Annotated in this window: 20 protein-coding genes and 1 pseudogene; 19 read left to right on the forward strand and 2 right to left on the reverse strand. The window is 52.7% G+C overall.

What is annotated here, in order from left to right:
* The first annotated feature begins 58 nt into the window (after positions 1-58).
* From gltJ to HV334_RS17165, 7 genes and pseudogenes are all read left to right on the forward strand, one after another.
* Complete coding sequence (gene gltJ, locus HV334_RS17135) at positions 59-799, forward strand: glutamate/aspartate ABC transporter permease GltJ (RefSeq protein WP_016152241.1); 741 nt, start codon at positions 59-61, stop codon at positions 797-799.
* Complete coding sequence (gene gltK, locus HV334_RS17140) at positions 799-1,473, forward strand: glutamate/aspartate ABC transporter permease GltK (protein ID WP_003022757.1); 675 nt, start codon at positions 799-801, stop codon at positions 1,471-1,473. The genes gltJ and gltK overlap by 1 nt, the downstream gene beginning before the upstream one ends.
* Positions 1,473-2,198, forward strand: a complete 726-nt coding sequence (gltL, locus tag HV334_RS17145; protein WP_003022754.1) for a glutamate/aspartate ABC transporter ATP-binding protein GltL — start codon at positions 1,473-1,475, stop codon at positions 2,196-2,198. The genes gltK and gltL overlap by 1 nt, the downstream gene beginning before the upstream one ends.
* A 116-nt stretch (positions 2,199-2,314) precedes the next feature.
* Entirely contained in the window at positions 2,315-3,250 is a 936-nt protein-coding gene (gene rihA, locus HV334_RS17150; RefSeq protein WP_047501740.1) for a pyrimidine-specific ribonucleoside hydrolase RihA, read from the forward strand.
* Between the two features lie 121 nt (positions 3,251-3,371).
* Entirely contained in the window at positions 3,372-4,352 is a 981-nt protein-coding gene (locus tag HV334_RS17155; protein WP_032430896.1) for an IS5-like element IS5 family transposase, read from the forward strand.
* Positions 4,353-4,732: 380 nt separating this feature from the next.
* Positions 4,733-5,026, forward strand: a complete 294-nt coding sequence (locus HV334_RS17160; RefSeq protein WP_181220682.1) for a hypothetical protein — start codon at positions 4,733-4,735, stop codon at positions 5,024-5,026.
* Between the two features lie 176 nt (positions 5,027-5,202).
* A pseudogene (locus HV334_RS17165) lies at positions 5,203-5,412 on the forward strand (type VI secretion system tube protein Hcp); the annotation flags it as partial.
* A 49-nt stretch (positions 5,413-5,461) separates the two neighbouring features.
* Here the strand turns inward: HV334_RS17165 and HV334_RS17170 are convergent.
* Positions 5,462-5,944 carry a zinc ribbon-containing protein gene (locus tag HV334_RS17170; protein WP_003022748.1) on the reverse strand — a complete coding sequence of 161 codons (483 nt, stop codon included), beginning with the start codon at positions 5,942-5,944 and terminating at the stop codon, positions 5,462-5,464.
* A 235-nt stretch (positions 5,945-6,179) separates the two neighbouring features.
* Here HV334_RS17170 and leuS point away from each other — a divergent pair, with 235 nt between their 5' ends.
* Genes leuS through nadD form a run of 4 tightly spaced genes read left to right on the forward strand, consistent with a single transcriptional unit; the run spans position 6,180 to position 11,044 of the window.
* The gene (gene leuS, locus HV334_RS17175; RefSeq protein WP_049040670.1) at positions 6,180-8,762 is read left to right on the forward strand and encodes a leucine--tRNA ligase; all 2,583 of its coding nucleotides are present in this window, start codon (positions 6,180-6,182) and stop codon (positions 8,760-8,762) included.
* Positions 8,763-8,776: 14 nt separating this feature from the next.
* The gene (gene lptE, locus HV334_RS17180; protein ID WP_181220684.1) at positions 8,777-9,370 is read left to right on the forward strand and encodes an LPS assembly lipoprotein LptE; all 594 of its coding nucleotides are present in this window, start codon (positions 8,777-8,779) and stop codon (positions 9,368-9,370) included.
* Positions 9,370-10,401 (forward strand): DNA polymerase III subunit delta, encoded by a 1,032-nt coding sequence (gene holA, locus HV334_RS17185; protein ID WP_181220685.1) that lies wholly within the window; start codon positions 9,370-9,372, stop codon positions 10,399-10,401. Before lptE ends, holA begins: the two co-directional genes overlap by 1 nt.
* A gap of 1 nt (position 10,402) precedes the next feature.
* On the forward strand, positions 10,403-11,044 hold the full coding sequence (gene nadD, locus HV334_RS17190; RefSeq protein WP_087121840.1) for a nicotinate-nucleotide adenylyltransferase: 642 nt from the start codon (positions 10,403-10,405) through the stop codon (positions 11,042-11,044).
* On the opposite strand, the gene cobD is transcribed toward nadD, so the two are convergent.
* Positions 11,019-12,113, reverse strand: a complete 1,095-nt coding sequence (gene cobD, locus HV334_RS17195) for a threonine-phosphate decarboxylase CobD (RefSeq protein ID WP_181220686.1) — start codon at positions 12,111-12,113, stop codon at positions 11,019-11,021. The two genes, nadD and cobD, sit on opposite strands and share 26 nt — an antisense overlap.
* 96 nt (positions 12,114-12,209) lie before the next feature.
* Between cobD and HV334_RS17200 the strand changes: the two genes are divergently transcribed.
* The 8 genes from HV334_RS17200 (at position 12,210) to ybeD (ending at position 19,749) form a co-directional block, all read left to right on the forward strand.
* Positions 12,210-12,821 carry an adenosylcobalamin/alpha-ribazole phosphatase gene (locus HV334_RS17200; RefSeq protein ID WP_016152234.1) on the forward strand — a complete coding sequence of 204 codons (612 nt, stop codon included), beginning with the start codon at positions 12,210-12,212 and terminating at the stop codon, positions 12,819-12,821.
* Between the two features lie 254 nt (positions 12,822-13,075).
* Positions 13,076-13,393, forward strand: coding sequence for a ribosome silencing factor (rsfS, locus tag HV334_RS17205; protein WP_003022728.1), 318 nt, complete (start codon positions 13,076-13,078; stop codon positions 13,391-13,393).
* A 3-nt stretch (positions 13,394-13,396) separates the two neighbouring features.
* A complete protein-coding gene (gene rlmH / locus HV334_RS17210; protein ID WP_003022725.1) occupies positions 13,397-13,864 on the forward strand; it encodes a 23S rRNA (pseudouridine(1915)-N(3))-methyltransferase RlmH in 468 nt (155 codons plus the stop codon).
* Between the two features lie 30 nt (positions 13,865-13,894).
* Positions 13,895-15,796 carry a peptidoglycan DD-transpeptidase MrdA gene (gene mrdA, locus HV334_RS17215; RefSeq protein ID WP_016152233.1) on the forward strand — a complete coding sequence of 634 codons (1,902 nt, stop codon included), beginning with the start codon at positions 13,895-13,897 and terminating at the stop codon, positions 15,794-15,796.
* A gap of 2 nt (positions 15,797-15,798) precedes the next feature.
* Positions 15,799-16,911, forward strand: coding sequence for a peptidoglycan glycosyltransferase MrdB (gene mrdB / locus HV334_RS17220; RefSeq protein WP_006685529.1), 1,113 nt, complete (start codon positions 15,799-15,801; stop codon positions 16,909-16,911).
* Positions 16,912-16,921: 10 nt separating this feature from the next.
* Positions 16,922-18,025, forward strand: a complete 1,104-nt coding sequence (gene rlpA / locus HV334_RS17225; protein WP_137379424.1) for an endolytic peptidoglycan transglycosylase RlpA — start codon at positions 16,922-16,924, stop codon at positions 18,023-18,025.
* A 142-nt stretch (positions 18,026-18,167) separates the two neighbouring features.
* Positions 18,168-19,379, forward strand: a complete 1,212-nt coding sequence (gene dacA, locus HV334_RS17230) for a D-alanyl-D-alanine carboxypeptidase DacA (RefSeq protein WP_003022711.1) — start codon at positions 18,168-18,170, stop codon at positions 19,377-19,379.
* A gap of 106 nt (positions 19,380-19,485) precedes the next feature.
* Positions 19,486-19,749: a DUF493 family protein YbeD gene (ybeD, locus tag HV334_RS17235; protein WP_003022706.1), complete on the forward strand. Its 264-nt coding sequence runs from the start codon at positions 19,486-19,488 to the stop codon at positions 19,747-19,749.
* The last annotated feature ends 36 nt before the right edge of the window (positions 19,750-19,785 follow it).

The raw sequence follows: 19,785 nt of genomic DNA on the forward strand, positions 1-19,785 counted from the left end.
CGCTGAATAACAATCTTCGGGGGTAGCGCTGCTACCCTTTTTTTTCTGGAGTAGATTTATGTCTATAGACTGGAACTGGGGTATTTTTTTACAACAAGCCCCGTTCGGCAACACCACCTATCTCGGCTGGCTCTGGAGTGGTTTCCAGGTCACTGTCGCGTTATCTATCACCGCCTGGGTTATCGCTTTCCTCATCGGCTCTTTATTCGGCATCTTACGTACCGTACCAAATCGTTTCCTTTCCGGGATCGGCACGCTGTACGTCGAGCTGTTTCGTAACGTTCCGCTCATCGTCCAGTTTTTTACCTGGTATCTGGTCATTCCTGAACTGCTGCCGGAAAACATCGGGATGTGGTTTAAGTCTGAACTGGATCCCAACATTCAGTTCTTCCTCTCATCCATGCTTTGTCTGGGGCTGTTTACCGCTGCGCGCGTCTGCGAACAGGTTCGTGCCGCTATTCAGTCTCTGCCTCGCGGGCAGAAAAATGCCGCGCTGGCGATGGGGCTGACGTTGCCGCAGGCCTACCGCTATGTTCTGCTGCCAAACGCTTACCGCGTGATTGTTCCGCCAATGACCTCAGAGATGATGAACCTGGTAAAGAACTCCGCGATCGCCTCCACTATCGGCCTGGTCGATATGGCTGCGCAAGCGGGTAAACTACTGGATTACTCCGCCCACGCATGGGAATCGTTTACGGCCATCACTCTGGCCTACGTACTGATTAACGCCGTCATCATGCTGGTGATGAATCTCGTCGAACGCAAAATCCGCCTGCCTGGCAATTTGGGAGGCAAATAATGTACGAATTTGACTGGAGTTCTATCGTCCCTTCCCTGCCGTATCTGCTGGATGGGCTGATCATCACGCTGAAAATCACCGTCACGGCAGTCGTCATTGGTATCGTATGGGGGACCATCCTTGCGGTAATGCGTCTGTCCAGCTTCGCGCCAATTGCCTGGTTTGCGAAGGGCTACGTCAACGTATTCCGCTCCATTCCGCTGGTGATGGTGCTGCTGTGGTTCTACCTGATTGTGCCCGGCTTCCTGCAAAACGTGCTGGGTCTGTCGCCAAAAACCGATATTCGCCTGATCTCAGCGATGGTCGCATTTTCGATGTTTGAAGCCGCGTACTATTCCGAGATTATCCGCGCCGGTATCCAGAGTATTTCTCGCGGGCAGTCTAGTGCCGCACTGGCGCTCGGGATGACCCATTGGCAGTCAATGAAGCTCATCATTCTGCCGCAGGCATTTCGCGCGATGGTGCCGCTGCTGCTTACCCAGGGCATCGTACTCTTCCAGGATACCTCGCTGGTCTATGTATTGAGTCTGGCAGACTTCTTCCGTACCGCCTCCACCATTGGCGAGCGTGACGGCACGCAGGTTGAAATGATCCTGTTTGCTGGCGCCGTTTATTTTGTATTCAGTCTGAGCGCATCGTTGTTGGTCAGCTATTTGAAGAAAAGGACAGTTTAATGATTACCCTGAAAAATGTTTCTAAATGGTATGGTCACTTTCAGGTGCTGACCGACTGCTCCACGGAAGTGAAAAAAGGTGAAGTGGTGGTGGTCTGCGGCCCGTCAGGTTCAGGTAAATCAACGCTTATCAAAACGGTGAACGGGCTGGAGCCGGTACAACAGGGCGTCATCACCGTTGATGGTACCGTGGTGAATGATAAAAAGACCGATTTGGCCAAACTGCGCTCCCGCGTTGGCATGGTGTTCCAGCACTTTGAACTGTTCCCGCATCTGTCGATTATTGAGAACCTGACTCTGGCGCAGGTAAAAGTGCTTAAACGCGATAAAAAGCCGGCCCGCGACAAAGCGCAAAAGTTACTGGAACGCGTTGGTCTGTCAGCGCATGCCGAGAAGTTTCCAGCTCAGCTCTCCGGGGGCCAGCAACAGCGTGTCGCCATCGCCCGGGCGCTGTGCATGGATCCTATCGCCATGCTGTTTGACGAACCGACGTCAGCACTCGACCCAGAAATGATCAACGAAGTACTGGACGTCATGGTTGAACTGGCCAATGAAGGGATGACCATGATGGTGGTTACCCACGAAATGGGCTTTGCGCGTAAAGTGGCGAACCGGGTGATCTTCATGGATGAAGGGAAGATTGTTGAAGACTCACCGAAAGAAGAGTTCTTCGCTAATCCAAAATCAGACCGTGCCAAAGACTTCCTCGCGAAAATCCTGCACTAATTTTGCTGGCGCGCACCTCCATGTGCGCGCCACCTCACGATTTATCTCTTCACTTCTCGAAACAGGCACAGCCCAGCGTTAACCTTGTCACAAAGTCCCACTTACAAGGAGCAACAATGGCACTTCCTATCCTGTTTGATTGCGATCCAGGTCATGACGACGCTATCGCAATTGTTCTCGCCCTCGCTTCACCTGAACTGGATGTGAAAGCGATAACCTCCTCTGCCGGTAACCAGACCCCCGACAAAACGCTGCGTAACGTATTGCGTATGTTAACGTTGCTCAACCGTACGGATATCCCAGTGGCCGGTGGCGCAGTCAAACCGCTGATGCGCGACCTGATAATTGCCGATAACGTCCACGGTGAGAGCGGGCTTGATGGCCCGGCGCTGCCTGAACCCGCTTTTGCTCCACAGGACTGCACCGCCGTGGAATTGATGGCGAAAACCCTGCGTAACAGTCAGGAACCGGTGACGATTGTCTCCACCGGGCCGCAAACTAACGTGGCATTGCTACTGAATAGCCATCCTGAACTGCACCCCAAAATTGCCCGTATCGTGATCATGGGTGGTGCAATGGGCCTCGGAAACTGGACGCCCGCCGCTGAGTTCAACATCTTCGTGGATCCAGAAGCCGCTGAGATCGTGTTCCAGTCGGGCATTCCGGTGGTGATGGCTGGACTGGATGTCACGCATAAAGCGCAAATACATCGTGAAGATACCGAACGGTTCCGCGCTATCGGCAATCCCATTTCGACAATCGTTGCTGAACTACTCGACTTCTTCTTTGAATATCACAAAGATGAAAAATGGGGATTCATTGGCGCGCCGCTGCACGATCCATGCACCATTGCCTGGCTGCTGAAACCTGAACTGTTTACCACCGTTGAACGCTGGGTTGGTGTGGAAACTCAGGGCAAATACACCCAGGGAATGACCGTGGTTGACTACTACTTCCTGAGCGGCAATAAGCCCAATGCCACCGTAATGGTGGACGTGGATCGCCAGGGGTTTGTCGATCTGCTAGCGGAGCGTTTGAAATTTTACGCCTGATATTTATCATTGAGTAAGATCGCTATGTTGAATCATAGCGATTTTACTGTTAGGGAAGGTGCGAACAAGTTCCTGATATGAGATCATCATATTCATCCGGAGCGCATCCCAGAGGGACATCATGAGCCATCAACTCACCTTCGCCGATAGTGAATTCAGCACTAAGCGCCGTCAGACCCGAAAAGAGATTTTCCTCTCCCGCATGGAGCAGATTTTGCCATGGCAGAATATGACCGCTGTCATCGAGCCGTTTTATCCCAAGGCGGGCAATGGCCGACGGCCCTATCCGCTGGAGACCATGCTGCGTATTCACTGCATGCAGCATTGGTACAACCTGAGCGACGGTGCCATGGAAGATGCCCTGTACGAAATCGCCTCCATGCGCCTGTTTGCCCGATTATCCCTGGATAGCGCCCTGCCGGATCGCACCACCATCATGAATTTCCGCCACCTGCTCGAGCAGCATCAACTGGCCCGTCAATTGTTCAAGACCATCAATCGCTGGCTGGCCGAAGCAGGCGTCATGATGACCCAAGGCACTTTGGTGGATGCCACCATCATTGAGGCACCCAGCTCTACCAAGAACAAAGAGCAGCAACGCGATCCGGAGATGCATCAGACCAAGAAAGGCAATCAGTGGCACTTTGGCATGAAGGCCCACATTGGTGTCGATGCCAAGAGTGGCCTGACCCACAGCCTGGTCACCACCGCGGCCAACGAGCATGACCTCAATCAGCTGGGTAATCTGCTTCATGGAGAGGAGCAATTTGTCTCAGCCGATGCCGGCTACCAAGGAGCGCCACAGCGCGAGGAGCTGGCCGAGGTGGATGTGGACTGGCTGATCGCCGAGCGCCCCGGCAAGGTAAGAACCTTGAAACAGCATCCACGCAAGAACAAAACGGCCATCAACATCGAATACATGAAAGCCAGCATCCGGGCCAAGGTGGAGCACCCGTTTCGCATCATCAAGCGACAGTTCGGCTTCGTGAAAGCCAGATACAAGGGGTTGCTGAAAAACGATAACCAACTGGCGATGTTATTCACGCTGGCCAACCTGTTTCGGGCGGACCAAATGATACGTCAGTGGGAGAGATCTCACTAAAAACTGGGGATAACGCCTTAAATGGCGAAGAAACGGTCTAAATAGGCTGATTCAAGGCATTTACGGGAGAAAAAATCGGCTCAAACATGAAGAAATGAAATGACTGAGTCAGCCGAGAAGAATTTCCCCGCTTATTCGCACCTTCCTTAGCTAATAGCGAACGTGAATACTGCGTTACTTCATTAATTTGTCAGGTAATACTGAATAAACCCCCCAGCAGATTAATGTATCATGCAGCACCCGGCACAACAAATCAGATGAACATTGAATGAATGCTTCAGATTATCTCAGGGTAAGGTTTCAGAATGACAGGCAGTTATCCATATATATTGAGAATGGATTCACAAATACGATGTACACGGTTTACTGTAGCCTCAGCTATGGCGGAAGCTATTGCACAGTCAAAAGCCGTTGCGCGAAAACTGGCTGGTAAAATGCCAGTTGGCGTTTATCTTCTGCAGGTCTATGGGTTTCAGCAAAAAGCAGCTATGGCAGCCCGGGCACTGAAAGCAATAGATCCAAGTTATTATTGGATTCTTTACCAAGCAAAGCTGGAGATGCTCTATTACTTCGTTGAGCCAGCTCTTTCAGAAATAATTCAGAAAGTTCATGCTGGTGTCTATTCTAACCTCGATCAGCTTGCCGACGAAATCATGGAAAGATTCGATGTTTAAGAGTCTAATATCAGTTGTACTATATAACCTTGTACTCCCAGCAATCTTGATAGTTTTTGCCGTGCTCTGGTTATATTTATTTCCTGAATACTGGTGGGAGCTAATGCTCATCAGTATTATTGCTATTTTTTGGTTTTATCCGGTCATTACAGAAAAATTCGAAAAATTCAAATGACCAAATATTATATATTTATATGGAAAAGGCGTATTTTAATATCATTCTAAACAATGTGAAAATCACATCCATTACCGCAGATCTTTATCCTGGAGCTTCAACCGGGACACATCTTGAAACCATTCTGCTACGCTATGAAAGCATCACATGGAAGCATTGCGATGGAAATATCATCTATACGGATGCCTGGAATCAACGCGTTGTGGCGTAACACATTCGCAATCCCTCACAGAGCCGCGTTAGCGGCTCTCAGGTGAAAATCACGGCTCAAACGGTCGACGCTGGAACTGATCGTGTCCGCATTTCGGGCATAGCGGCAGCACATCAGGAGTGTACACCGCTAAATGGAAGTGGCACTTCTCGCACACCAGATTGCCCAACCCGACCACCTCGCCGCTGTGATAAACCCCGTGATGGCTGAGGTCCTGGAACACTTCGCGCCATTCGAGCTGCGTTTTATCGGTAATATCGGCCAGTTCCTGCCAGATACTCTCTTTGATTACCCGCATAAAGACGCTATCGGTCTCCTCATCGAGGCTTTCTTCATAGCTCAGAGCAAACTCTTCCAGGTCGCGTCTGACGGCCCGGGTGAGCTCTTCCACCTCGGTGCGCGTTAACTCCCCGGTCTGCATAACGCGCTGACGCGCCTGTTCCACCAACGCATCAATATCGCGTTCGCCATTACGCAGGCGTTCACTCAGTGAAGCCACCAGTTCACGGTAATATTGAGCAACCTTGTTCATCGCTTCGCCTCCTGGGTCGTTAACTGTCTATAATAATAGACGTTATTTACGCTACGCTTTGCAAGACTGTCCACAGAGTGTGTAAATTCGTGCAAGAATTATCCTTACGGGAATTCAACGTTGAATGCGCGAAAGGCTGTTTTGGCGCGGGCGTTTGGGCTATGCTATGCGGATCTAAAACACCACATCTAGAGCTACGTTTGTAGCTGTATTGAAAACAGGACCACTGGCTGCCATGCAAGAGCAATACCGCCCGGAAGAGATAGAATCCAAAGTACAGCTTCACTGGGATGAGAAGCGCACATTTGAAGTTACCGAAGACGAGAGCAAAGAGAAGTATTACTGCCTGTCTATGCTTCCCTATCCTTCTGGTCGACTACACATGGGCCACGTACGTAACTACACCATCGGTGACGTGATCGCTCGCTATCAGCGTATGCTGGGCAAAAACGTACTTCAACCAATTGGCTGGGATGCGTTCGGCCTGCCTGCCGAAGGCGCTGCGGTTAAAAACAACACCGCCCCGGCACCGTGGACGTATGACAACATTGCATACATGAAAAACCAGCTCAAAATGCTGGGTTTCGGTTACGACTGGAGCCGTGAGCTGGCAACCTGCACCCCGGAATACTACCGCTGGGAACAGAAGTTCTTCACCGAGCTGTACAAAAAAGGGCTGGTGTACAAGAAAACGTCTGCCGTTAACTGGTGCCCGAACGACCAGACCGTACTGGCGAACGAACAGGTTATCGACGGCTGCTGCTGGCGTTGCGATACCAAAGTTGAGCGTAAAGAGATCCCGCAGTGGTTCATCAAAATCACCGCTTACGCTGACGAACTGCTGCGCGACCTGGATAATCTGGATCACTGGCCTGACACCGTGAAAACGATGCAGCGCAACTGGATTGGCCGCTCTGAAGGCGTGGAAATCACCTTCGATGTGAACGATTACGACAACACGCTGACCGTCTACACCACACGCCCGGACACCTTTATGGGTGCGACCTACCTGGCGGTTGCTGCAGGTCATCCGCTGGCGCAGAAAGCCGCTGAAAATAACCCAGAATTGGCTGCCTTCATTGACGAATGCCGCAACACCAAGGTTGCTGAAGCCGAAATGGCGACCATGGAGAAGAAAGGCGTCGACACTGGTTTCAAAGCCGTTCACCCGCTGACTGGCGAAGAGATCCCGGTTTGGGCAGCAAACTTCGTGCTGATGGAATACGGTACAGGCGCAGTTATGGCCGTTCCGGGTCACGATCAGCGCGATTACGAATTTGCGACCAAATATGGCCTGACCATCAAGCCGGTAATTCTGACCGCTGAAGGCGCAGAGCCGGATCTGTCTGAACAAGCGCTGACCGAAAAAGGCGTGCTGTTTAACTCCGGTGAGTTTGACGGCCTCGACTTCGAAGCGGCCTTCAACGCCATTGCTGACAAGCTGGTAGCTAAAGGCGTGGGTGAGCGTAAAGTTAACTATCGTCTGCGTGACTGGGGTGTTTCCCGTCAGCGTTACTGGGGCGCGCCGATTCCGATGGTGACGCTGGAAGACGGTACCGTCCTGCCGACGCCAGAAGACCAACTGCCGGTTATTCTGCCGGAAGACGTAGTCATGGACGGCATTACCAGCCCAATCAAAGCCGATCCGGAGTGGGCGAAAACCACCGTTAACGGTATGCCTGCGCTGCGTGAAACTGACACCTTCGATACCTTTATGGAGTCGTCCTGGTACTACGCGCGCTACACCTGCCCGCAGTATCAGGAAGGTATGCTGGATTCCGACGCGGCGAACTACTGGCTGCCGGTTGATATCTACATTGGCGGTATTGAACATGCCATCATGCACCTGCTCTACTTCCGCTTCTTCCACAAACTGATGCGCGACGCAGGCATGGTCAACTCTGATGAACCAGCTAAACAGCTGCTGTGTCAGGGGATGGTTCTGGCCGATGCGTTCTACTACGTTGGCGCCAACGGCGAACGTAACTGGGTTTCTCCGGTTGATGCCATCGTTGAGCGTGACGAAAAAGGTCGTATCGTTAAGGCTAAGGACGCAGAAGGCCATGAACTGGTGTATACCGGCATGAGCAAGATGTCCAAGTCGAAAAATAACGGTATCGACCCGCAGGTCATGGTTGAACGCTACGGCGCCGACACCGTACGTCTGTTCATGATGTTCGCTTCTCCGGCTGATATGACGCTGGAATGGCAGGAGTCCGGCGTTGAAGGGGCGAACCGCTTCCTGAAACGTGTCTGGAAACTGGTTTACGAACATACTTCCCAGGGAGATGTTGCTGCCCTGAACGTTGATGTGTTGAGCGAAGATCAAAAAGCGCTGCGTCGCGACGTGCATAAAACCATTGCTAAAGTCACCGATGATATCGGTCGTCGTCAGACCTTTAACACCGCGATTGCGGCGATTATGGAGCTGATGAACAAGCTGGCGAAAGCACCGCAGGCAGACGAGCAGGACAGAGCCCTGATGCAGGAAGCATTGCTGGCTGTTGTACGCATGCTTAACCCGTTCACCCCACACGTTTGCTTCACCCTGTGGCAGGCGCTGAAAGGCGAAGGCGATATCGACAACGCGCCGTGGCCGGTGGCGGACGAAGCAGCAATGGTTGAAGACTCAACGCTGGTTGTGGTTCAGGTAAACGGCAAAGTACGTGGCAAAATCACCGTTCCGGTAAACGCCACTGAAGAGCAGGTTCGTGAACGTGCTGGCCAGGAGCATCTGGTGGCAAAATATCTTGATGGCGTTACCGTACGTAAAGTGATTTATGTACCGGGTAAACTCCTCAATCTGGTCGTTGGCTAAGCGCGGGAGGAAGCGTGCGACTTCTGACAACATTGTTGTTATCGCTGGCGGTGCTTGTCACCGCCGGGTGTGGTTGGCATCTGCGTAACACTACGCAGGTTCCACCCTCAATGAAAACCATGATCCTGAACTCTGGCGATCCGAACGGCCCGTTAAGCCGCGCGGTGCGTAATCAGCTGCGTCTGAACGGCGTTACGCTGCTTGAAGACGGTACCATGCGTAAAGATGTGACGTCCTTACGTCTGGGTGCGGTCAGCATTTCGCAGGATACGGCATCGGTATTCCAGAACGGTCAAACGGCTGAATACCAGATGGTGATGTCCGTAAGTGCTACTGTGCTGATTCCAGGTCATGATATTTATCCGATCAGCGCCAAAGTTTATCGTTCGTTCTTTGACAACCCACAGGCTGCACTGGCGAAGGATAACGAGCAGGACATGATCATAAAAGAGATGTATGACAAAGCGGCTGAACAGTTGATTCGTAAGCTGCCAAGCGTACATCTGGCCGATACTCAGTCATCCAATGCTGATGCTGAGCCTGCGGAGAATAAAACCGTAGCGCCTGCGTCATCTCCGGCGCGTGTCTCCACCACGCTGGGTAACTGATGCTCAAGTTGTACCCTGAACAACTTCGCGCACAGCTCAATGAAGGGCTGCGCGCGGCGTATTTACTCTTGGGCAACGATCCCCTCTTATTGCAGGAAAGCCAGGATGCCATCCGTCAGGCTGCCGCAACACAAGGATTCGAAGAACACCACGCCTTCACTCTGGACAACAGCACCGACTGGGGAGAGATTTTTTCACTCTGCCAGGCGATGAGCCTGTTTGCCAGCCGTCAAACCCTGCTTCTGCAGTTGCCTGAAAATGGCCCTAATGCCGCCATTAATGAACAGCTCGCGTCACTCGTCACTCTGTTACATGACGATCTGCTGCTGATAGTTCGCGGCAACAAACTCACCAGGGCACAGGAAAACGCCGCATGGTATACGGGGCTTGCGAATAACGCGGTTCAGGTAAGCTGCCAGACGCCGGAACAAGCACAGCTTCCTCGCTGGGTTGCCGCCAGGGCGAAACTTAATAACCTGCAACTGGATGACGTGGCCAATCAGCTTTTGTGCTATTGCTATGAAGGTAATTTGTTAGCACTGGCGCAAGCGCTGGAACGATTAGCGTTGCTTTGGCCTGACGGCAAGCTAACGCTGCCTCGCGTGGAGAAAGCGGTTAACGATGCCGCGCACTTTACCCCATTCCACTGGGTAGACGCGCTGCTAATGGGCAAAAGCAAACGCGCGCTGCACATTCTGCAGCAGCTACGCCTGGAAGGTAGCGAGCCGGTTATTTTGCTGCGAACGATCCAGCGTGAGTTACTGTTGCTGGTTAACTTGAAACGGCAGTCGGCCCATACGCCTTTGCGCACGTTGTTTGATAAACACCGGGTGTGGCAAAATCGCCGGGGCATGATGGGAGATGCGCTAAACCGGATGAACCCGGCGCAACTGCGTCAGGCTGTTACGCTTTTAACGCGTACGGAAATTACGCTTAAACAAGACTATGGTCAGTCAGTGTGGGCGGAACTTGAGGGGCTTTCCCTTTTGCTCTGTCATAAATCGCTGGCCGATGTTTTTATTGATGGTTGATATGAAATCATTGCAGGCTCTGTTCGGTGGCACCTTTGATCCGGTGCATTACGGTCATCTTAAACCGGTTGAAATTCTGGCGAATCTGATTGGCCTTTCCCGGGTCATCATCATGCCCAATAACGTGCCGCCACATCGTGCGCAGCCCGAAGCGTCCGGTGAGCAACGTAAGCGTATGGTTGAACTGGCCATTGCTGATAAACCGCTGTTTTCCCTGGATGAACGCGAGCTGAAACGCGATACCGCCTCCTACACCGCGCAAACGCTAAAAGAGTGGCGCGAGGAGCAAGGCCCGAACGTGCCATTAGCGTTTATCATTGGTCAGGATTCGCTGCTAACCTTCCCTTCCTGGCATGACTACCACACGATTCTGGGTAATACCCACCTCATCGTGTGCCGACGTCCGGGCTATCCACTCGAAATGGCGCAGGAAAAACACCAGCAATGGCTGGAGGATCATCTGACCCATTCAGCAGATGACCTGCACAACCTGCCTTGCGGGAAAATTTACCTGGCCGAAACGCCGTGGTTTAACATCTCCGCCACGCTCATCCGTGAGCGCCTGGAAAAGGGCGAGCCGTGCGACGACCTAATGCCAGACGCGGTGCTTGACTATATCAATCAACAGGGACTGTACCGCTAAGCGCCTTGCGTAAGGCCGTCAGCAGGTGGTTATTCTCTTCCTGGCTGCGAACGGCTACCCGATAATAGCGCGCATCCAGCCCCGGATAATTGGCGCAACTGCGAATCAAGACATGCTGTTTCAGCAACGCAAGTTGCAGATCAATATCCGCACGATCGCAGCGTAATAAACGATAATTTGCCCGGCCGGGATACGCCGTCAGGCCGGGCAGATCTTGCAGTTGTTGATCAAACCGCTCCCCCTCTTGTTCCAGCCATTTCCACGTCTCCCGCTGATATGCGCTATCGCGTAAGATAATCTCGCCAGCCAGGGCAGCAAACGCATTAATTGACCACGGCATTTGTTGGCTGCGCATCTGTGCAACCGCCTGTTCGTTACTGTTGACCAGATACCCCAGACGCAGTCCCGGGATCGCATAGAACTTGGTGAGCGAACGCAGCACCCAAATATGCGGGTTCTCGTGCAGTAACGGGATAAACCCCGACTCCTTGGCAATAAAATCGATAAACGCTTCATCAAGGATCAGGGCGATCCCCAGCGACTCGCAACGCGTGGCAATTTCACGCAGAAGGCGGGTTTCGGGCAACAACCCGGTGGGATTATTGGGCGTACAGAGAAACAGGCAGTCCAGCTCAGGCGTTAACGCATCGAGGATCGCATCGGTAAGCTGCCAGCCATCGTCTTCGCACAGCGCAAACTCATGGATCGTACACTCTCCCCATTGCAGCGCCCGACGATATTCCGCAAACCCGGGCGTCACGATCATCGCGTGGCGTGGCTTCAGGCCATGCACCAGGGTAAAAATGGATTCGGTTTCACCGTTCCCGGCCAGGATCCACGAGGGCGGAATTTGATGATGCTCCGCCAGCGCGGCATGCAGTTGCGCGTAATCGACATCCGGGTAACGCTCCGTGCAGTCCAGATTGTCGATAATCGCCCGTTTTAAACTTACCGGCATACCCAGCGGGTTAATATTAGCGCTAAAATCCAGCAACTGTTCAGGCAAGATGCCCAACAATTCGGCGGCTTCTCGGGTGTTACCGCCATGTGCGCTCTTCAATAAAGACATCGTGCCGCTCCACGTAAAAAAGGGTATTTTAGTGAAAAATCACTGCGCAATCAGGGCAAACATCATATTTTGTGCGAATAGCCTCACGAGGAAAACATGAGACTCTGGTTAGTACGTCATGGCGAAACCGAAGCCAATGTCGCTGGTTTATATAGCGGCCACGCCCCCACACCGCTAACGGAACGGGGGATCGCTCAGGCACAAACGCTGGGTACGCTGTTACGCAATGTCCCTGTCGACAACGTTCTGTGCAGCGAACTGGAACGCGCCCGCCATACAACGCAGTTGATTCTGGCGGAACGTGAAGTTCCTGTGCGCAACATGCCTGAGCTTAATGAGATGTTTTTTGGTGACTGGGAAATGCGTCACCATCGCGATCTGGCGCGCGAAGACGCCGAAAATTACGCCGTATGGTGTAACGACTGGCAGAATGCGACGCCCACCAATGGCGAAGGTTTTCAGGCGTTTTCCCAGCGAGTGGAACGTTTCATTGCCCAGCTTGCTGATTATAAAGCGAGCCAAAATCTGCTGGTGGTGAGTCATCAAGGCGTGCTGAGCGTGTTGATCGCCCGTCTGCTGTCCATGCCCGCTGCGGCAATGTGGCATTTCCGCGTCGAACAAGGCTGCTGGAGCGCAATTGATTTTTGTGACGATTTTGCGGTTCTGAAAGTGCTTAACAGCCGGGCCGTATGGCGCGACGGGGAGTGAAAGCGCTGTTTTTTATGCCGAAGGGCCTCTCTCCCATTGACACCCCATGACAGGCTGTTATTCTCCGCAGCCTGACTTTTCCCGCCCTTCAGAGCTTTGCAGAAATTGTTTTACAAAAATGGCGATGCATTCTGTAGCGTGGGGTGGGATGATAGCGCACTTCACAAGCGCATTCGGAGACATTTGTCCCGATATCGCCTCTGGTTCAGGTATACTAACAGACGTTTTTAACTCTTTTCACCCAGGGGGAACACTTGCAGGGTAAAGCACTCCAGGATTTTGTAATCGACAAAATTGATGACCTGAAAGGTCAAGACATCATCGCCTTAGACGTTCAGGGCAAATCCAGCATCACTGATTGCATGATTATCTGCACCGGTACATCCAGCCGTCACGTTATGTCTATTGCAGACCACGTGGTTCAGGAGTCCCGCACTGCTGGCCTGCTGCCGCTCGGCGTGGAAGGCGAGAATGTCGCTGACTGGATCGTCGTTGACCTCGGCGATGTGATTGTCCACGTGATGCAGGAAGAGAGTCGTCGCCTGTATGAACTGGAAAAACTCTGGAGTTAATGCGTGAAGCTGCAACTTGTCGCTGTGGGTACGAAAATGCCTGACTGGGTACAAACCGGATTTACCGAGTATCTCCGTCGGTTTCCGAAAGATATGCCCTTTGAGCTGATCGAAATCCCGGCAGGAAAGCGCGGCAAGAACGCGGACATTAAACGCATTCTCGACAAAGAGGGTGAGCAGATGCTGGCTGCCGCAGGCAAAAACCGCATCGTCACCCTTGATATCCCGGGTAAACCCTGGGACACGCCGCAGCTGGCGACCGAACTGGAGCGCTGGAAACTGGACGGTCGTGACGTCAGCCTGTTAATTGGCGGGCCGGAAGGTCTCTCTCCTGCCTGTAAAGCGGCAGCGGAACAAAGCTGGTCACTCTCTGCATTAACCCTTCCACACCCTCTTGTTCGGGTTCTGGTTGCGGAGAGTCTGTACAGGGCGTGGAGCATTACCACCAACCATCCTTATCACCGTGAGTGATCATTGATTCTTGAGTAGATTAAGCAGCGGATGAAACTACAGAATTCTTTTCGCGACTATTCGGCTGAGTCCGCGCTGTTTGTGCGCCGGGCGCTGGTCGCTTTTTTGGGGATTTTGCTGCTAACCGGCGTGCTGATCGCCAACCTTTATAATCTGCAAATCGTTCGCTTCACTGATTATCAGACCCGTTCGAACGAAAACCGCATCAAACTGGTGCCTATCGCGCCGAGTCGCGGCATCATTTATGACCGCAACGGAATTCCTCTCGCCCTTAACCGCACCATTTATCAGATAGAAATGATGCCGGAAAAGGTAGACAACATTCAGGATACCCTCGACGCGCTGCGTAACGTCGTAGACCTGACGGACGACGATATTGCTGCCTTTAAAAAAGAGCGCGCCCGTTCACACCGTTTCACCTCAATTCCGGTAAAAACCAACCTGACTGAAGTTCAGGTCGCACGCTTTGCCGTGAATCAATATCGCTTTCCTGGGGTCGAAGTTAAAGGCTATAAACGCCGCTATTACCCATACGGCTCTGCGCTGACCCACGTAATTGGCTACGTATCGAAGATCAACGATAAAGACGTAGACCGCCTGGACAAAGACGGCAAACTGGCTAACTACGCGGCAACGCATGACATCGGCAAGCTGGGTATTGAACGTTATTATGAGGACGTGCTTCACGGCCAGACCGGGTATGAAGAAGTTGAAGTGAACAACCGCGGCCGCGTCATTCGCCAACTGAAAGAAGTAGCGCCGCAGGCCGGGCACGATATCTATCTCACCCTTGATTTGAAACTCCAGCAGTATATTGAAACGCTGCTGGCGGGCAGTCGTGCCGCCGTGGTAGTTACCGACCCGCGTACCGGAGGCGTTCTGGCGCTGGTATCTATGCCGAGCTACGACCCGAATCTGTTCGTGGATGGTATCTCCAGTAAAGATTACTCCGGGTTGCTCAATGACCCGAACACCCCCTTGGTTAACCGCGCCACACAGGGTGTTTACCCCCCTGCTTCGACGGTTAAACCTTACGTTGCGGTTTCTGCGTTAAGCGCAGGCGTCATCACCCGCAACACCGGCCTGTTCGATCCGGGCTGGTGGCAGCTACCGGGCTCTGAAAAACGTTACCGCGACTGGAAAAAGTGGGGGCACGGCCATCTGAATATCACCCGCTCTCTGGAAGAGTCCGCGGATACGTTTTTCTATCAAATCGCCTATGATATGGGGATTGACCGGCTTTCAGAGTGGATGAGCAAATTTGGCTACGGCAAATATACGGGCATCGATCTTGCCGAAGAACGCTCCGGCAATATGCCAACCCGCGAGTGGAAGCAAAAACGGTTTAAAAAGCCATGGTATCAGGGTGATACCATTCCCGTCGGCATCGGCCAGGGTTACTGGACAGCAACCCCAATCCAGATGAGTAAAGCGCTGATGATCCTTATCAACGACGGTTTGATAAAAGTCCCGCATCTGTTGATGAGCACGGCAGAAAACGGCAAACAGGTACCGTGGGTACAGCCGCACGAACCGCCCGTTGGCGATATTCATTCTGGTTACTGGGAAATCGCGAAAGACGGTATGTACGGTGTTGCGAACCGCCCTAACGGAACTGCGCATAAGTATTTTGCTGGCGCGCCTTACAAAATTGCGGCGAAATCAGGTACCGCGCAGGTCTTTGGCCTGAAAGCTAATGAAACCTATAACGCACATAAGATCGCCGAGCGTTTACGTGACCACAAGCTGATGACGGCCTTCGCCCCCTATGATAAACCCCAGGTCGCTGTCGCCATGATCCTTGAAAACGGCGGTGCGGGTCCGGCGGTGGGTACCATTATGCGCCAGATTCTTGACCATATTATGTTGGGCGACAACAACACCAATCTGCCTGCGGAAAACCCAGCGGTTGCAGCAGCGGAGGACCAATAATCGTGACGGATAATCCGAACAAAAAAACATTCTGGGACAAAATCCACATCGATCCCACAATGTTGCTTATTTTGCTGGCTCTGCTGGTTTACAGCTCACTGGTCATCTGGAGCGCCAGCGGCCAGGATATTGGCATGATGGAGCGCAAAGTCGGCCAGATCGCAATGGGCCTGGTCATCATGGTAGTGATGGCGCAAATTCCCCCCCGGGTGTATGAGGGCTGGGCGCCCTATCTCTATATCTTTTGCATCATTCTGTTGGTGGCGGTAGACGCCTTCGGCGCCATTTCCAAAGGTGCGCAGCGCTGGCTGGATTTGGGTATCGTGCGTTTTCAGCCTTCTGAAATTGCCAAAATCGCCGTGCCGCTGATGGTTGCGCGCTTTATTAACCGTGACGTTTGCCCACCATCGCTAAAAAATACCGCCATTGCGCTGGTGCTGATTTTTATGCCCACGCTGCTGGTCGCCGCCCAACCTGACCTCGGCACTTCAATTCTGGTCGCCCTTTCCGGTCTGTTTGTCTTGTTCCTTTCTGGTTTGAGCTGGCGCTTAATCGGCGTTGCGGTGGTTCTGGTCGCGGCGTTTATCCCGATACTGTGGTTCTTCCTGATGCATGATTACCAGCGTCAGCGCGTCATGATGCTGCTCGACCCGGAAACCGATCCGCTGGGCGCGGGTTATCACATAATTCAGTCTAAAATTGCTATTGGCTCCGGCGGGTTACGCGGCAAAGGCTGGCTGCATGGTACACAATCGCAGCTTGAGTTTTTACCCGAACGCCACACCGACTTTATCTTTGCTGTCTTAGCGGAAGAGCTGGGTCTGGTGGGGATCTTGATTCTGTTGACGCTCTACATTTTGCTGATTATGCGCGGATTATGGATCGCTGCCCGCGCGCAAACCACCTTTGGTCGCGTCATGGCGGGTGGCTTAATGTTGATATTATTCGTTTATGTCTTCGTAAATATTGGTATGGTGAGCGGTATTCTACCCGTGGTTGGGGTTCCACTCCCACTGGTCAGTTACGGAGGCTCGGCACTTATCGTGCTGATGGCCGGGTTCGGGATTGTTATGTCGATCCACACCCATAGAAAAATGTTGTCGAAAAGCGTGTAAGGGGTACGCAATGCGTAAGCAGTGGCTTGGTATCTGCATCGCAGCAGGAATGCTCGCGGCGTGTTCGAGTGATGATGGTCAGCAACAGGTTGCTGTCGCGCCGCAGCCTGCGGTGTGTAATGGTCCGATTGTTGAAATCAGCGGGGCCGATCCGCGCTTTGAACCCCTGAACCCAACGGCGAATCAGGACTACCAGCGTGATGGTAAAAGCTACAAAATCGTGCAGGATCCCTCCCGCTTTAGCCAGGCCGGACTTGCCGCTATCTATGATGCGGAACCAGGAAGCAACTTAACCGCGTCTGGCGAAGCGTTTGATCCGATGCAGCTGACCGCTGCGCATCCGACGCTGCCAGTCCCCAGCTATGCCAGAATTACCAATCTGGCGAACGGCAGGATGATCGTCGTGCGCATTAACGATCGCGGGCCTTATGGCAACGATCGCGTGATTTCACTTTCGCGCGCCGCAGCCGATCGTCTGAACACCTCCAACAACACTAAAGTGCGTATCGACCCAATCATCGTCGCCCAGGATGGTTCATTGTCCGGACCGGGTATGGCTTGTACCACGGTCGCGAAACAAACTTATGCCTTGCCTGCGCGTCCTGATTTAAGCGGTGGCGGCAATATGGGAAGCATGCCTTCGCCATCGGATGCAGGTCAGCCCCAAGGCGATATTCGTCCGATCAGCAATTCCACGCTGAAAAGCGATGATCCAACCGGTGCGCCAGTAAACAGCAGTGGATTCCTCGGTGCGCCAACCACGCTCGCATCAGGCGTGCTGGAAAGCAGCGAGCCGACTCCTGTGCCGCAATCGACAACCACCGCACCGGTCACGTCAACCGCGCCGGCAGCAACCCCAGCAGCCGTCACAGCGCCCGCGGCAACTGCCAACGGACGCTATGTGGTTCAGGTTGGCGCAGTCAGCGAGCAGTCGCGCGCGCAGCAGTATCAAAAGCGTTTAAGCCAGCAGTTTGGCGTTCCTGGCCGGGTGGTACAAAACGGCGCAGTCTGGCGTATCCAGATGGGGCCGTTTGCCAGCAAAGCTGAAGCCTCCACATTGCAGCAGCGTCTTCAATCCGAGGCGCAATTACAGTCCTTCATCACCGGCGTGTAATAACGTAAATCAGGTATCTGAACTGTCAGTTTCTGTAAATGACATTAACAAAGTCACGCGGAAAGTCAGATGCCTGCCAGTTATGCATTTGCTATAGTAGGGCACTTTTTTTAATTTCATCACGGACGTCGTAGTTCAGACCATGAAGACCACTTTTTCCGCTCGTTTCGTGCAGCGTATGGCGCTCACCGCGGCTCTCTGCGCAGCCTCTCTCTCTGCTGCTCATGCCGATGACCTGAATATTAAAACCATGATCCCGGGTGTTCCGCAGATCGATGCGGAGTCGTATATCCTGATTGATTACAATTCAGGTAAAGTTCTGGCAGAACAGAACGCAGACACTCGCCGCGACCCCGCCAGTCTGACCAAAATGATGACCAGCTACGTCATCGGCCAGGCGATGAAAGCCGGGAAATTCAAAGAAACCGATCTGGTCACCGTCGGCAATGACGCATGGGCTACGGGCAACCCGGTCTTCAAAGGTTCATCGCTGATGTTCCTCAAGCCAGGCATGCAGGTTCCTGTTTCTCAGCTGATCCGTGGTATTAACCTGCAATCCGGAAACGACGCGTGCGTGGCGATGGCAGACTTCGCAGCCGGTAGCCAGGATGCTTTCGTCGGCCTGATGAACAGCTATGTGAATGCGCTGGGCCTGAAAAACACCCACTTCCAGACCGTTCATGGTCTCGATGCTGACGGTCAGTACAGCTCGGCTCGCGACATGGCGATGATTGGTCAGGCTCTGATTCGCGACGTGCCTAACGAATACTCTATCTATAAAGAAAAAGAGTTCACTTTTAACGGCATTCGTCAGTTAAACCGCAACGGCCTGCTGTGGGATAACAGCCTGAATGTCGACGGTATCAAAACCGGTCACACCGATAAGGCTGGCTATAACCTCGTTGCATCCGCAACCGAAGGCCAGATGCGTCTGATCTCCGCCGTTATGGGTGGTCGCACCTATAAAGGCCGAGAAACCGAAAGTAAAAAACTGCTGACCTGGGGCTTCCGTTTCTTCGAAACCGTGAACCCGTTGAAAGTGGGTAAAGAATTTGCCTCAGAACCTGCCTGGTTTGGTAACACCGATCGTGCGTCGTTAGGCGTTGATAAAGACGTCTACCTGACCATTCCGCGCGGCCGCATGAAAGACCTGAAAGCCAGCTATGTGTTGAACACCACTGAACTGCACGCCCCGCTACAGAAAAACCAGGTTGTCGGCACTATCAACTTCCAGTTAGATGGCAAAACCATTGAACAGCGTCCGCTGGTGGTGCTGCAGGAAATCCCTGAAGGCAACTTCTTTGGGAAAATCATTGATTACATTAAATTAATGTTCCATCACTGGTTTGGCTAAAAATCGAACACTTGAAAGTGTGATTTACGTCCCCATATACTAGGTATCCAGATAACTCCCACGCGCAGTGGGAGTTATTATTTTTTGATGTAACGCCGGAGCTGACATGAAAACCAAACTTAACGAACTGCTTGAATTCCCTACTCCATTTACTTACAAAGTAATGGGGCAGGCGTTGCCTGAGCTGGTTGATCAGGTGGTTGAAGTGGTACAGCGCCATGCGCCAGGTGATTACTCTCCGACGGTAAAACCGAGCAGCAAAGGCAACTACCACTCGGTCTCAATCACCATCACTGCTACACACATTGAGCAGGTTGAAACGCTGTACGAAGAATTAGGCAATATCGATATCGTACGCATGGTGCTGTAAAAACCTGTCGGTTACCCGCTGCATCCCCGCTCGGGT

It is taken from the genome of Citrobacter sp. RHBSTW-00944 (assembly GCF_013615435.1).
GTDB classification, from domain to species: Bacteria; Pseudomonadota; Gammaproteobacteria; order Enterobacterales; family Enterobacteriaceae; genus Citrobacter; species Citrobacter braakii.

Coding starts and splice junctions, on each gene's coding strand:
- gltJ (WP_016152241.1), top strand. CDS start 59: ATGTCTATAGACTGGAACTGGGGTATTTTTTTACAACAAGCCCCGTTC.
- gltK (WP_003022757.1), top strand. CDS start 799: ATGTACGAATTTGACTGGAGTTCTATCGTCCCTTCCCTGCCGTATCTG.
- gltL (WP_003022754.1), top strand. CDS start 1,473: ATGATTACCCTGAAAAATGTTTCTAAATGGTATGGTCACTTTCAGGTG.
- rihA (WP_047501740.1), top strand. CDS start 2,315: ATGGCACTTCCTATCCTGTTTGATTGCGATCCAGGTCATGACGACGCT.
- HV334_RS17155 (WP_032430896.1), top strand. CDS start 3,372: ATGAGCCATCAACTCACCTTCGCCGATAGTGAATTCAGCACTAAGCGC.
- HV334_RS17160 (WP_181220682.1), top strand. CDS start 4,733: ATGGCGGAAGCTATTGCACAGTCAAAAGCCGTTGCGCGAAAACTGGCT.
- HV334_RS17170 (WP_003022748.1), bottom strand. CDS start 5,944: ATGAACAAGGTTGCTCAATATTACCGTGAACTGGTGGCTTCACTGAGT.
- leuS (WP_049040670.1), top strand. CDS start 6,180: ATGCAAGAGCAATACCGCCCGGAAGAGATAGAATCCAAAGTACAGCTT.
- holA (WP_181220685.1), top strand. CDS start 9,370: ATGCTCAAGTTGTACCCTGAACAACTTCGCGCACAGCTCAATGAAGGG.
- nadD (WP_087121840.1), top strand. CDS start 10,403: ATGAAATCATTGCAGGCTCTGTTCGGTGGCACCTTTGATCCGGTGCAT.
- cobD (WP_181220686.1), bottom strand. CDS start 12,113: ATGTCTTTATTGAAGAGCGCACATGGCGGTAACACCCGAGAAGCCGCC.
- HV334_RS17200 (WP_016152234.1), top strand. CDS start 12,210: ATGAGACTCTGGTTAGTACGTCATGGCGAAACCGAAGCCAATGTCGCT.
- mrdA (WP_016152233.1), top strand. CDS start 13,895: ATGAAACTACAGAATTCTTTTCGCGACTATTCGGCTGAGTCCGCGCTG.
- rlpA (WP_137379424.1), top strand. CDS start 16,922: ATGCGTAAGCAGTGGCTTGGTATCTGCATCGCAGCAGGAATGCTCGCG.
- dacA (WP_003022711.1), top strand. CDS start 18,168: ATGAAGACCACTTTTTCCGCTCGTTTCGTGCAGCGTATGGCGCTCACC.
- ybeD (WP_003022706.1), top strand. CDS start 19,486: ATGAAAACCAAACTTAACGAACTGCTTGAATTCCCTACTCCATTTACT.